Below are 13,139 nucleotides of genomic sequence, written 5' to 3'. Positions count from 1 at the left end.
AAAGTTTTTCCTCAGCCTTTTTCTATTCTACCAGTTCCAGCCGGGGGTTTGGACGATAACTGCGGCCCACTTTGGAACAAGGCTTTCCATTTGTCATGACGATATCTGCCGTAAAGTTAATATTGTCATTGAACAAACTACTGCCTACAGCGTAGATATCAGCAGGCACACTGGCCGCTTCAAACTGGCGAATGCGATCAGCAGTAAAACCACCAGACACCATTATTTTTACATGCCTAAATCCCTCTTCATCCAGTGCCTTGCGAACATTTAGCACCAGTTGCTGGCACACGCCGGTAGGTTTGAAGGTTCCCATATGTGGCAACACTGACACGTCGACAAGGGTATCGGCGGTATCCAGACGAACGGCCCACAGTTTATCTTTCATTTCTCTGGCTACTGCCAGAGCCGTACCAACGCAATCATTTGTGAAATCTACCAGGGCGACCCGGTTTAATTGGGGATCTATATGCATATCAAAAGCATTGGACGCACGAAGGGTATCGCCGCCATAAGCCGCAATTAAAGCATGAGGAATGGTGCCAAGGGCCTCGGCTCCCCAAAGTGTTCCGTTGGCAGGGGTGGAAACACCAGCTACACCTCCGATGTGGGCAGCATAGCCATCAGACGCCTGGACTGCATAATGGTCAAACCGGGAAGGAAAAAACAGTACCGGTTTACCGTTGGCAGCTTCGACTGCTTTGTGTACATTAGTAGCTATTTTGGTCTGACGGGATAAGGAACCCAGATATACTGTTTCCAAATGAGAAAAGTTGGCTAAATCTCCCTCGATTGTCATCACCGTTTCCCACGGTTCAATCCGATCCCCGTCGTACAAGGCGTGTAGCCTTAAACTATCAGGGTTATGAGCGCATTTTTTGATAATGGCTATAGCCTCGTCAAGGCCGCAGACAACAGCATGCTGCCGTTGAAAAACCTGTATGACTACTGTTGGACGGTGCTCATCCTTAATGAGAATTTCCCGGGTTCGCATGAAATAGCTGTCACTATAAAAGCCACTTTTTATTTGCTCAACAGGCAGATTAAACAATTCAGGCGATAGGCGTTGCTTCATAATAGTGCCTCCTAAAATATAGCAAACAAACGTAATTTTCTAAAATTTGCATAATAATCTTTATTCTACATAATTTTATGATACAATAAAACTATATTTTGCTGCAATAGGGGAGGACTCGAATGCCATATAATATGCGGATAATTGAGATAAATAGCCAGGAACAGGCCCGGAAGGAACTGCTAAGGGTCAATTGTGACCCTGGTGGAGTAGCGATTATGTCTGGTAAAGCCGTGTATAAGACGATAAAAGTGGAAAATGTATTAAGTAAAGCCGCGCTAATTTTGAAACAAACCTTTCTTTCCAAAGGTGGGGAAGCATCTGTTTCCCGCGGGACAGCCGATTTTAGTGATCAATATACCGACGTATTGTTAAGCGGCAGTTTAAAACATTTTAAACAAAGCATTCCCCAGCTTAAAGTGCAGCCTTGGGGATTAAAAAAAATAGCAGAAGAATTAGAAGCTATTATTGCCGCTACCGAGGCCTTTCCGCAGCGGACCTATCAGCTCGGGCGGCATAGTTTGTCAATATCTCCGGAAAAGACGCTGGTTATGGGGATTTTAAATTTTACCCCTGATTCTTTTTCCGACGGTGGGAAATTTAATGATCTTGACGCCGCTCTAAAGCATGCCGAGCAAATGATTCGTGATGGCGCAGATATTATTGATATAGGGGCCGAGTCCACCAGACCTTATGGGTCAGAAACTATTTCGGCCGAGGAGGAAATGGACAGGCTTATGCCTGTATTGGAAAAAGTTCTTGCTGTTTCCAGTGTGCCTGTTTCCATTGATACTTATAAAAGTTCAGTTGCCCGGGAGGCGCTTAAGGCAGGCGCACATATCATCAATGATATATGGGGCCTGCAGTTTGACCCTGATATGGCAAAAGTAGTTGCCGAATTTAATGCGCCTGTTGTAATTATGCATAATCAGGAAGGAACAGAGTACCAGCGGGACATAATGTCGCATATTCTTGAATTTTTACGTCAAAGCGTAGAGATTGGTAAAGCTGCCGGTATCGACATCAATAATTTTATTATTGATCCGGGGGTTGGGTTTGGTAAAAAACCTGCCGATAATTTAGTTGTAATGGCCCGTCTGGACGAGCTTAAATCAATGGGAATGCCGGTGCTATTAGGTACTTCCCGGAAACGGTTTATCGGCGAAATATTAGATGCACCACCAGAGGACCGGGTGGAAGGGACAGCAGCCACTGTGGCCTTAGGTATTACCAAGGGGGCCAATATAGTTCGTGTTCATGATGTCAAGGAGATAGCACGTATTACTCGCATGACAGATGCCATGATTAATGCTAAATATCATAGGAGGTAATACAGTTATGAGTCATCGAGTCTCAATAAAGAATATGGTGTTTTACGGTTTTCACGGAGTATATGAATTTGAACGGGAACTTGGACAAAGATTTTATGTTGATATCGATATGAAAGCAAATCTGGAACAAGCGGGAAAAAGTGACCGTCTTGAGGAAACAGTGGATTATGTAGCTGTTTATAACCAGACCAAGGATATTATCGAGCACCAGCGGTTTCAGCTTCTGGAAGCTTTATCCTACCATATTGCCGGTGAGGTCTTACGTTTACATCCACTGGTGCAGGAAGTTGTGGTCAGGGTACGCAAACCCTCGGTGCCTATTGCAGCAGCGCTTGATTATGTGGAAGTGGAAGCTGTTCGGAGCCGTGAACAATGATTGCTTTAGGTCTAGGATCGAATATAGGCAATGCTAATACCAGGGAAGATAACATTGCTACAGCCATTCATCTTTTGAACAGTCATCCGCGCATCTCGGTCGAAAAAACATCTTCACTTTATGAGACAGAACCGGTGGGATTAAAAGAGCAGCCAAGTTTTATTAATGCAGTGATAGCCATAAAAACGGAATTATCGCCATTAGAATTGCTGGCTGTTTGTCTTGAAGTGGAAAAGAAAATGGGACGTGTACGGGAGGTTCGCTGGGGTCCGCGCAATATTGACATTGATCTTTTGGTTTATCATGACGTAGAAATGGTTGGGGAGGTGCTTGAATTACCTCATCCCCGCATATCTGAACGGAATTTTGTGTTAATTCCACTGGCTGAAATTGCAGATAATTCCCCAATCTATAAAGGGAAAACAGCTGCTGAGCTCTTGGCTGTTACCCTGGACGACAGCCAGGTTACCATATATGGAACGCTTGAAGCAGCAAGGCAGGGGACCATGATTGGCTAGCAATAAAGTATTGTTTATCAGTGCACCTATCGGCTCCGGGCATATCCGAGCAGCGCAGGCCGTCAGCCACATGCTTAAAATGACGCACCCAACTTGCCAGAGTGAGATATGTAATGTTTTTGATTTTTTAAATCCGGTTATAGGTCAGACCATTCTTAAGACGTATCTAAAGATACTGAATATCTTTCCGCAGGCATATGGCTCAATGTATAACTGGGGGAATCAAAGCCATCTGGCTTTATTCGGCAGAGAATTGATCAGTAAGTTTCTTGCCGGACAAATGGTTGATTATATCAATAAATTTCAGCCGTCAGTTATCGTATGTACGCATGCCACGCCGGCCGGTCTGGTGGCCTGGAGCAAGAAAAAAGGCCTGCTGGCAGTTCCGGCGGTAGCCGTTATTACTGACTTTGTCGCCCATCGCTTATGGATCTACCCGGAATTGGATCGTTATTTTGTTGCGCATGAAGGTATGATTGAATATTTGAGCAAGCAGGGGATAGCCCGCCAGTTTTTATCTGTTACGGGTATACCGGTAAACTATGACTTCAGTCAGCCCGGCGACAGAATGGCAATACTAAAATGGCTTAAGCTGGATGGAAATAAAAAGACCATTCTGCTTATGGGCGGTGGTGGCGGCCTTTTACCCATGGAAGAAATACTACAGGCATGTATGGCCAGTGACAGGCCGATGCAGTTTATTGCCATAGCCGGTAACAATAGCAAACTCTATCAATCACTCTCACGGCTTGCTTTAACAGCAAGGCATCCTGTCAGAGTGTTGGGCTTTATTGATAATATTCGCGAAGTTATGGGTGTTGCCGATTTGTTAATATCAAAGCCTGGCGGTATGAGCTCATCGGAAGCCTTGGCTATAGGAGTGCCACTGATAATTTATCGGCCTATTCCAGGGCAGGAAGAAGCCAATACCCGTTACTTATTAGAAAAAAGAGCAGCTCTCAGAGCAGATTCTTTAAACGAATTAATGACTGTTTTGGGAAATTTGCTGGCGGAAGGCTGTAAAGAGCTTAGAGACTTGCGTTATCAAGCTACCAGCATTGGACGTCCTAATGCAGCAAAAAATATAGCCGAATCTTTAGTTAATAACTATTTTTTTTAGCGAAAAACTAAAATATTGTAAAAAATATTAAATTTGGGACTTGTGGCTCTTGACCTTTTGATTTTGTCCCAGGTATAATTGCTAGTATTATGATTCACCAAATATACTATATGCTATCGGCGTCTCAATGCTAGCTAAATGTGGAGGAACTGACATGGAACAATTTTACTTGGCCGCCTTGCAAATGGTGCCAGGTATCGGCAGTTCGCGCATTAAGGCCATGGTTGATTATTTTGGTGGCGCCCGGCAGGCTTGGTTAGCTGACCGGGGCGATTTATTTTTATCCAAGTGCCTTGATAACAATGTTTGTAATAATTTACTTGCTCAGCGGGACAAGATAGATATACATAAACTTGCTGAATCCTTTTTAAAAAAGAGAATATCTTTATGCACTTTGGCAGAAGATACCTACCCAGACTTATTGCGTAATACCTTTAACCCGCCTTACATATTGTATTATCGGGGAACACTGCCGGCTGACAACAAACTAATTGCCATTGTCGGCTCTCGGCAAGCTACAGCGTACGGTAAAAATGCCGCTGGTATGCTGTCCTCGGCGTTAGCCGAGGCAGGGATTGGGATTATAAGCGGTGCAGCCAGAGGAATCGATACTGCCGCTCATCAGGGAGCGTTGGAGCATGGTTATACAATCGCTGTACTTGGTTCAGGAGTAGATGTTGCCTATCCGCCGGAAAACGCTAAATTATTGGCAAGCATTGCTGAAAATGGCGCTGTTATATCCGAATACACTCCTGGAACACTGGCTCATCCCGCACATTTCCCGGCCCGTAACCGCATTATAAGTGGCTTGTCGCAAGGGGTTATTGTTGTCGAAGCCGCCGAGAAAAGCGGTGCTTTGATAACTGCAGATTTTGCGCTAGAAGCAGGCAGAGACGTATTTGCAGTACCAGGAGGTATTTTCGCCATCTTCAGTAAAGGAACCAATCGTCTCATAAAACAAGGTGCAAAACTGGTGGATAGTGCCAAGGATGTTTTGGAAGAATATGGCTGGGAGACTGCGTTGTCTGCCCAAATGGCGCCCCCGGAGCTTTCTGCTGAAGAGCAGGCAGTATACAGCACGTTGAACTACACTGACCCAATTGGAATTGAAGAAATCGTTATAAAGTCGAATGTACTACCGGCAAAAGCCGCATATATATTATTGCAACTTTCATTACGGGGTTTGACGGTCGAGCATAGCGCAGGGCGTTATACTTGCGCCGCTAGGGAGGGAATTAAGTGAACAAAGCTCTAGTTGTGGTAGAATCCCCGGCCAAAGCCAAGACAATAGAAAAGTTTCTTGGAAAAAACTATACTGTTAAAGCTTCTATGGGACATTTACGCGATTTGCCTAAGAGCCAGTTTGGCGTCGATATTGAAAATAATTTTGCCCCGAAGTATATTAATATCAGGGGCAAAGGCGACCTTATAAAAAGTCTGAAAGAAGCAGCCAAAAACGCCACCACTGTCTATCTGGCGACTGACCCTGACCGTGAAGGTGAAGCCATTGCCTGGCATTTGGCTCATATCCTCAATATTCCCGAAGACACTACTTGTCGGATTGAATTTAATGAAATTACCAAGCCTGCTATTCAGCAGGCAGTAAAAAAGCCACGGCCAATCAATTTACCCCGGGTTTATGCGCAGCAGGCCAGAAGAATTCTTGATCGGATTGTAGGCTACAAACTCAGTCCGCTATTATGGCGCAAGGTACGCAAAGGGCTTAGTGCCGGCAGAGTTCAGTCGGTAGCTGTCCGGCTCATTTGCGACAGGGAAAAAGAAATTCAGGCCTTTGTGCCGGAAGAATACTGGTCGATTTTTGCTAAATTAAAAGAAAAAAGTAATTCTAAGATTTTTGAAGCCGAAGCAATCGCTGTTGACGGGGAGAAGCTGGCTGTTACCAACGAAACACAAGCGGATTCGGTTGTAAAAGAGTTAAATAAAGCTGACTATATTGTAAGCGACGTAAAGAAGCGGGAAAGAAAGCGTAATCCTTATCCGCCCTTTATTACCAGCAGTTTGCAGCAGGAAGCAGCGCGCAAATTAGGTTTTACCTCCCGGAAAACCATGATGGTTGCGCAGCAGCTTTATGAAGGTCTGGACATTGGCCGGGCTGGCCAGGTCGGTCTGATTACTTATATGCGTACTGATTCAACCAGGGTGGCTGAAACTGCGCAGCAGGAAGCCAGGAATTTTATCGAACAGAAATTTGGCAAGGACTATTTGCCGGCAAAGATACCTGTTTATGCCAATAAGAAATCACAGGATGCCCACGAAGCCATCCGACCAACCACGCTGGACTTGCCGCCTGATACGATAGGTACAGGTCTAAGCAAGGATCAGTTAAAACTCTATACGCTTATCTGGGAACGGTTTATTGCCAGTCAGATGACACCTGCTGTTTATGATACCCTGACTGTTGAAATTACCGCCGGGCGCTACAAATTGAAAGCTACCGGTTCGCAGCTAAAATTCGCCGGATTTTTATCCGCCTTTAGCGGTTCGATTGGTAAAGGAAAAGAGTTGGAACAAAGTGCTGACAGTGATTTGGATAGAGAGACCACCCTTCCGGAATTAAAAGTCGGACAGAAACTGCTACTCTCCCAAATTGATCCTAAACAGCACTTTACCGAGCCTCCTCCCCGTTACACTGAGGCATCGCTTGTTAAAGTCCTGGAAGAAAAGGGTATCGGACGCCCCAGTACTTATGCACCAACCATTGAGACAATTGTCGAACGAGGGTATGTCGAACGTATTGATAAGAAATTTTATCCTACCGAACTAGGCATTGTAGTACTCGATCTTCTCAAACAATATTTTGAGAGAATTATTGATGTTGAGTTTACCGCCGGGATGGAAGATAAATTGGACGATATAGCTGAGGGTGATGCGTCTTGGCTAAAAGTTTTAGAGCAATTTTATGATCCTTTTGCCAAAGAACTAAGTTTTGCCGAAGAAGCCATCGGGCATGTGGAACTACCGGTGGAGGTTTCTGATATTCCCTGCGAGAATTGTGGCCGGATGATGGTAATAAAACAAGGACGATACGGCAACTTTTTGGCATGTCCCGGTTTCCCTGCCTGCCGGAATACTAAACCCATCCTAAAAGACATTGGTGTGAATTGCCCAAAATGCGGTGGTGCTATCGTTGAGCGCCAGACAAAGCGGCGGCGAATATTTTATGGCTGTGAGCATTATCCGGAATGTGATTTTAACAGCTGGGATTTGCCGCTGAAAGAGAATTGCCCGGTATGCGGTGCCTATATGGTTCGGCATAAGTACAAAAATGGCGGCTTTGTTAGTATATGCAGCAATGAAACATGCCTGTCCCGACAATCGTCTGAGGCTAAAGAAAAAACTAGCCAAGACAGCAAGGAAAAGACAGCAACTGCCAAAAAAACATCTGCGAACCGGAGGAAAAAGCGTGGCTAATGTTACCGTATTAGGTGCCGGCCTGGCAGGCAGTGAAGCTGCCTGGCAACTGGCTGAGGTCGGCATAGATGTAGAATTGTATGAAATGCGCCCGCAGGCCATGACACCTGCCCATCATTCTGGCCTGTTCGCAGAATTAGTATGCAGCAACTCGCTTAGGGCTGCTGCCATTGAGAATGCCGTAGGGTTGCTCAAAGAAGAGATGCGGACCCTGAACTCCCTGATTATGAAAGCGGCGGATGCTACCTGTGTCCCGGCCGGAGGGGCTCTTGCCGTAGACCGGGAACATTTTAGCCGGATGATTACCGACGTTCTTAGTAACCACCCCCGAATAAACATTATAAACGCTGAGGTCACGGAAATACCTGACGTTCGTCCCTTGGTAATTGCTACCGGTCCGCTTACTTCACCCATCTTGTCTCGGGACATTGGCAAACTTACCGGGAATGAATATCTATACTTTTATGATGCTGCTGCACCTATTGTGACGGCAGACTCACTGAATATGGAAATAATTTATCGTGCTTCCCGTTATGGGAAGGGTGATGATGATTATTTAAACTGTCCAATGACGAAAGAACAATATGAACAATTCTGGCATGAACTCACTCATGCTGAAACAGCGCCGGTTAAAGAGTTCGAAAACATGGTTGTCTTTGAAGGTTGTATGCCAATAGAGACTATGGCTGCCAGAGGTATTGGTACTATGCGTTTTGGTCCAATGAAACCTGTGGGTTTGCGTCATCCTGAGACCGGCGAAATACCCTATGCGGTTGTTCAACTTCGTCAGGACAACTTTGCGGCAACACTCTATAACATTGTCGGTTTCCAGACACATCTTAAATGGCCCGAACAACAGCGGGTCTTGCGGATGATTCCCGGGCTTGAAAAAGCGGAATTTATCCGTTATGGGGTGATGCACCGCAATACGTTTATCAATTCTCCCAAAATACTTCTGCCGACATTGCAAATGCGAGAAGAACCGCATGTCTTCTTTGCCGGACAAATTACCGGTGTGGAAGGATATGTTGAATCGGCGGCGAGCGGGCTGATTGCCGGTATCAATGCTGCAAGGCTTGTGCAAGGTTTAGAACCTAAAGTTTTCCCTGCTGCAACAGCTCATGGAGCTCTTTGCCGTTATATCACTCAAGCCGATCCAACTCACTTTCAGCCAATGAATATTAATTTTGGCCTGTTACCGCCACTCGAGAAAAAAATAAAAGATAAAAAGTTAAAGAACAGGGCAATTGCAGACCGGGCATTAACGGTGTTGGGACAATTTATTTGAATAATATGACAATATTGTTGCGGAATTTTCCGAGGTGTGTTAGTATTATAGTAATTTCCGCAAGCCCTCGGTTATATATCCTTGTCGGAGAGAATGATAAGTATGTCTGATAATAAACAATTGCAATCACCCGACGAACTTCTGGACCAGTTTATGTTCTATTTAAAACTTGAAAAAAATGCATCTCAACATACTATTCATAGCTACCAGCGGGATATTCTGCATTTTGCGGAATTTATGTCCAGTCAAGGCAGCAATGAGATACTGTTAGATCACATTACTCCACTTGTAATCCGTAGCTATCTGGCTTTTCTAAAATCGCAGCAGTACGCCAAGGCGACCATTATGCGACGAATTGCGGCGCTTAGGTCGTTTTTCCGGTTTTTATGCCGGGAAAATATTTTAAAGGAAAATCCGTGCAATGCGGTCAGAACGCCAAAATTGGATAAAAAGCTGCCCGTATTTCTTGATGCAAATGAAATCAATGAATTAATTATTTTACCGGATGACAGGCCACTTGGTCTTAGAGATAAGGCCGTACTGGAATTGTTATATGCGACAGGGGTTCGCGTAAGTGAACTTGTCGGTATTACTCTGCAGGATGTTGATTTTTCCGGCCGTACTATTATCGTTACCGGTAAAGGTGCAAAACAGCGAATTGTGCTGATGGGGCAGGTTGCTGCCGAAATGCTGAAAAGTTATCTTTATAATGTACGTCCTCAGCTTTGTGCCGCATCCGGGCAGTATGGGCGGCAAACAGAAATAGAACATAGTCAGCTTTTTGTAAATAAGCGGGGAGGGCCGCTAACTGACCGTAGCGTGCGACGGATTGTTGAAAAGTATGTTGAAGAGATGGCGCTTAAGAAAAATGTCAGCCCACATACCATCCGTCATACGTTTGCAACCCATTTGTTAGACAATGGTGCTGATCTCAGGTCAGTACAAGAGCTTTTAGGCCATGTCAATCTGTCAACTACTCAACTCTATACACATGTAACTACTGAAAGACTTAAGGCTAATTACAGAAAATCCCACCCGCGCGCCTAAATTTCCTTGGAGGTGATGATCATGTTCCATGCTACCACTATTGTTGCCGTTCGCCATCAGGGAAAGACAGCTATTGCTGGTGACGGACAGGTCACTTTTGGCCAAAACACAGTAATGAAGCACAATGCCAAAAAAGTCCGACGCCTTTACCATGGCAAGGTATTGGCGGGATTTGCCGGCTCTGTGGCTGATGCGTTTACCTTATTCGCAAAGTTTGAAGGAAAATTGGAAGAGTTTAACGGGAATATGATGAGGGCAGCAGTTGAACTTGCAAAAGAATGGCGACTGGATAGAGTTTTACGAAGATTAGAGGCACTGCTCATTGTTATTGATGCCGAACACCTACTTATTATATCCGGTAATGGTGAAGTTATTGAGCCTGATGACGGCGTCACCGCCATTGGCTCAGGCGGACCCTATGCATTGGCAGCTGCCAGGGCTTTGGTGCAGCATTCAACTTTAAATGCGGCGGACATTGCCCGTACAGCACTCGAGATTGCCGCTGATATTTGCGTTTACACTAATAACCATATTACCGTAGAAGAATTATAGTTTAAGGGGGGATGTTTTTGCTGGAACTTACACCAAAGGAAATTGTAAATGAACTGAACAAATACATAATTGGTCAGCAACAGGCTAAAAGATCAGTGGCAGTTGCCCTTAGGAATCGCTGGCGCAGCAAGCGTCTGCCTGAAGACCTTAAGGAAGAGATTATTCCTAAAAACATTCTGATGATTGGTCCTACCGGAGTTGGCAAAACTGAAATTGCCCGCCGTTTAGCGAAACTTGTCAACGCTCCTTTTGTCAAAGTAGAGGCAACTAAATTTACCGAAATTGGTTATGTCGGCCGTGATGTAGAATCTATGGTTCGTGATCTGGTGGAAACATCAATTAGAATGGTAAAACAGCAAAAAATGCTTGAAGTAAACGACAAAGCCAAAGAATTAGCCAATGAACGAATTCTTGACCACTTTGTTCCTCCGGCCAAAAAGGAGAATTCCCGCAATCCATTTGAAATGCTATTTTCCGGCGGTTTGGGAGCTAACCAGGAGAAGCCGCCAGAACCTGAAGAGCCGCCTGTATCCAGCACAGGACGCGAATGGTGGCGCAAGCGTCTTATGAACGGTGAACTTGAAGAGGAATTACTTGAAATCACGGTAGAGGACAACGGTCAGCCGGTGATGGGAATGTTTGCCGGAACAGGCATTGAAGAAATGGGCATGAATATACAAGATATGCTCGGCAGTTTAATGCCTAAAAAGCAAAAGAAACGGAAAGTAACAGTAGCTAATGCCAGGAAAATATATATTCAGGAAGAAGCCCAGAAACTAATTGATATGGATGAGGTTACGACCGATGCAATTAAACTGGCTGAGAATTATGGGATTATCTTTCTTGATGAAATAGATAAGATAGCTGGCAGGGGGAACAGCTCAGGGCCCGATGTTTCCCGCGAGGGAGTTCAGCGTGATATACTGCCGATTGTGGAAGGATCTACAATTGTTACCAAATATGGTTCTGTAAGAACTGACCATATTTTGTTCATCGCCGCTGGCGCTTTTCATGTATCTAAGCCTTCCGATTTAATTCCTGAACTGCAAGGGCGTTTTCCGATCAGAGTGGAATTGACAAATCTCTCCAAAGACGATTTCCGCCAAATACTCACTGAGCCGGCTAATGCTCTTATAAAGCAGTATATCGGTTTATTGGAAACTGAAGATATAAAAATAGAGTTTACTGAGGATGCTATTGATGAACTTGCCGATATTGCCTGCAAGGTAAATATCCAAACAGAAAATATCGGTGCCCGTCGACTGCACACTATTTTAGAAAAGCTTTTGGAAGATTTAGCTTTTGATGCGCCGGATGTTTCAGAACGGCAGGTTACTATTAATCGTGAGTACGTAAAATCAAAGCTGGATCATATTGTTGTCAATCAAGATTTGAGCCATTACATCTTATAGTTAATTTGCTTATATTATGAAAGGTGGTAATATTGTGTCATCATTATTAGAACGCACTCGCGAAATTAACAAGTTGCTGCAAAAATCCGAAAACGTGGAATACGGTGAGGTCTCGTCTGTATTGAGCAGTGTTATGGCAGCCAATGTCTACATTGTCAGTAAAGATGGTACTGTCTTAGGCTTCGCTTTGCTGGATGATTTCGAATGTGAACTTATGCGGGACAGAGTGCTCAAAATGGGGAAATTCCCCGAGCGGTATGTTAATTGGCTGGGCAAAATTGATCAGACATCGCCAAACCTACGACTGGAGGGCGGTCTTTGCACATTTAGCGAAGGGACCACTTGCCTGTTTAACGATAAGTTTACGAGCATTGTGCCGATCCATGGAGTTGGCGAACGCATTGGTACTCTTATTGTGGCTAAATTCAGTACGGAATTTGGCGATGATGATCTAATCCTAGCAGAATACGGAGCCACTGTTGTTGGTATGGAAATGCTGAGAGAACGCACTGAAAAAATTGAGGAAGAAGCCAGAAAAAAAGCTACTGTTCAAGTTGCCTTAGGAACCCTTTCGTATTCTGAATTAGAGGCGGTCATGCATATACTGAGTGAACTAGAGGGAAATGAAGGATTGCTGGTTGCCAGTAAAATTGCCGATCGTGTCGGTATTACCCGTTCCGTAATTGTTAATGCTTTACGTAAATTTGAAAGTGCTGGTGTCATCGAATCAAAATCATTGGGTATGAAAGGGACTTATATAAAAGTACTCAATGAGCGGTTGTTAGAAGAGTTAAAAAAATTAAAAAAATAGAAATTGATGTTAAAAATCCAGCTGTTTTTAAAACAGCTGGATTTTTATTATTCACCAAATCTTAACCTTTTTCGCGGTTTATTTTAAAGGATTTTCATTTACTTTGTAGAACTATGCATAAGGTTACATATATCAGTCTCATTGAATTTATCAACCTAACTTAAATTGTACAGGAGG

General features: G+C 44.3%; 12 protein-coding genes. 11 read left to right on the top strand and 1 reads right to left on the bottom strand.

Annotated elements, in window-relative coordinates; translation table 11 throughout:
- Window positions 1-22: 22 nt before the first annotated feature.
- The gene (locus tag SATMO3_RS18855) at window positions 23-1,075 is read right to left on the bottom strand and encodes a nicotinate phosphoribosyltransferase (RefSeq protein WP_371371278.1); all 1,053 of its coding nucleotides are present in this window, start codon (window positions 1,073-1,075) and stop codon (window positions 23-25) included.
- 122 nt (window positions 1,076-1,197) lie between these two features.
- On the opposite strand from SATMO3_RS18855, the gene folP reads away from it, so the two are divergent.
- The 11 genes from folP to codY all read left to right on the top strand — a co-directional run bounded on the left by folP (window position 1,198) and on the right by codY (window position 12,962).
- Window positions 1,198-2,406: a dihydropteroate synthase gene (gene folP, locus SATMO3_RS18850; RefSeq protein ID WP_371371277.1), complete on the top strand. Its 1,209-nt coding sequence runs from the start codon at window positions 1,198-1,200 to the stop codon at window positions 2,404-2,406.
- A 7-nt stretch (window positions 2,407-2,413) separates the two neighbouring features.
- The gene (gene folB / locus SATMO3_RS18845) at window positions 2,414-2,782 is read left to right on the top strand and encodes a dihydroneopterin aldolase (protein ID WP_371371276.1); all 369 of its coding nucleotides are present in this window, start codon (window positions 2,414-2,416) and stop codon (window positions 2,780-2,782) included.
- On the top strand, window positions 2,779-3,300 hold the full coding sequence (gene folK / locus SATMO3_RS18840; protein WP_371371275.1) for a 2-amino-4-hydroxy-6-hydroxymethyldihydropteridine diphosphokinase: 522 nt from the start codon (window positions 2,779-2,781) through the stop codon (window positions 3,298-3,300). Before folB ends, folK begins: the two co-directional genes overlap by 4 nt.
- Complete coding sequence (locus SATMO3_RS18835; protein WP_371371274.1) at window positions 3,293-4,420, top strand: glycosyltransferase; 1,128 nt, start codon at window positions 3,293-3,295, stop codon at window positions 4,418-4,420. The genes folK and SATMO3_RS18835 overlap by 8 nt, the downstream gene beginning before the upstream one ends.
- A gap of 154 nt (window positions 4,421-4,574) precedes the next feature.
- Window positions 4,575-5,663 (top strand): DNA-processing protein DprA, encoded by a 1,089-nt coding sequence (gene dprA, locus SATMO3_RS18830; RefSeq protein WP_371371273.1) that lies wholly within the window; start codon window positions 4,575-4,577, stop codon window positions 5,661-5,663.
- Window positions 5,660-7,852: a type I DNA topoisomerase gene (gene topA, locus SATMO3_RS18825; RefSeq protein ID WP_371371272.1), complete on the top strand. Its 2,193-nt coding sequence runs from the start codon at window positions 5,660-5,662 to the stop codon at window positions 7,850-7,852. The genes dprA and topA overlap by 4 nt, the downstream gene beginning before the upstream one ends.
- Window positions 7,845-9,140 (top strand): methylenetetrahydrofolate--tRNA-(uracil(54)-C(5))-methyltransferase (FADH(2)-oxidizing) TrmFO, encoded by a 1,296-nt coding sequence (gene trmFO, locus SATMO3_RS18820; protein ID WP_371371271.1) that lies wholly within the window; start codon window positions 7,845-7,847, stop codon window positions 9,138-9,140. Before topA ends, trmFO begins: the two co-directional genes overlap by 8 nt.
- Window positions 9,141-9,242: 102 nt before the next feature.
- The gene (gene xerC / locus SATMO3_RS18815) at window positions 9,243-10,187 is read left to right on the top strand and encodes a tyrosine recombinase XerC (protein WP_371371270.1); all 945 of its coding nucleotides are present in this window, start codon (window positions 9,243-9,245) and stop codon (window positions 10,185-10,187) included.
- Between the two features lie 21 nt (window positions 10,188-10,208).
- Window positions 10,209-10,739 (top strand): ATP-dependent protease subunit HslV, encoded by a 531-nt coding sequence (hslV, locus tag SATMO3_RS18810; RefSeq protein ID WP_371371269.1) that lies wholly within the window; start codon window positions 10,209-10,211, stop codon window positions 10,737-10,739.
- An 11-nt stretch (window positions 10,740-10,750) separates the two neighbouring features.
- A complete protein-coding gene (gene hslU, locus SATMO3_RS18805; RefSeq protein ID WP_371371268.1) occupies window positions 10,751-12,151 on the top strand; it encodes an ATP-dependent protease ATPase subunit HslU in 1,401 nt (466 codons plus the stop codon).
- 34 nt (window positions 12,152-12,185) lie between these two features.
- Window positions 12,186-12,962 carry a GTP-sensing pleiotropic transcriptional regulator CodY gene (gene codY, locus SATMO3_RS18800; protein WP_371371267.1) on the top strand — a complete coding sequence of 259 codons (777 nt, stop codon included), beginning with the start codon at window positions 12,186-12,188 and terminating at the stop codon, window positions 12,960-12,962.
- Window positions 12,963-13,139: the final 177 nt, after the last annotated feature.

Source organism: Sporomusa aerivorans (assembly GCF_041428895.1).
GTDB lineage: Bacteria > Bacillota > Negativicutes > Sporomusales > Sporomusaceae > Sporomusa > Sporomusa aerivorans.
The sequence above is the reverse complement of the archived record's forward strand: the minus strand, read 5'-3'. Positions and strand labels throughout refer to the sequence as shown.

Bases quoted from the DNA above. Each gene is read 5' to 3' on its own strand.
- hslU (WP_371371268.1), top strand. From the start codon at position 10,751: ATGTTTTTGCTGGAACTTACACCAAAGGAAATTGTAAATGAACTGAAC.
- hslV (WP_371371269.1), top strand. From the start codon at position 10,209: ATGTTCCATGCTACCACTATTGTTGCCGTTCGCCATCAGGGAAAGACA.
- folK (WP_371371275.1), top strand. From the start codon at position 2,779: ATGATTGCTTTAGGTCTAGGATCGAATATAGGCAATGCTAATACCAGG.
- SATMO3_RS18855 (WP_371371278.1), bottom strand. From the start codon at position 1,075: ATGAAGCAACGCCTATCGCCTGAATTGTTTAATCTGCCTGTTGAGCAA.
- xerC (WP_371371270.1), top strand. From the start codon at position 9,243: ATGTCTGATAATAAACAATTGCAATCACCCGACGAACTTCTGGACCAG.
- folB (WP_371371276.1), top strand. From the start codon at position 2,414: ATGAGTCATCGAGTCTCAATAAAGAATATGGTGTTTTACGGTTTTCAC.
- folP (WP_371371277.1), top strand. From the start codon at position 1,198: ATGCCATATAATATGCGGATAATTGAGATAAATAGCCAGGAACAGGCC.
- dprA (WP_371371273.1), top strand. From the start codon at position 4,575: ATGGAACAATTTTACTTGGCCGCCTTGCAAATGGTGCCAGGTATCGGC.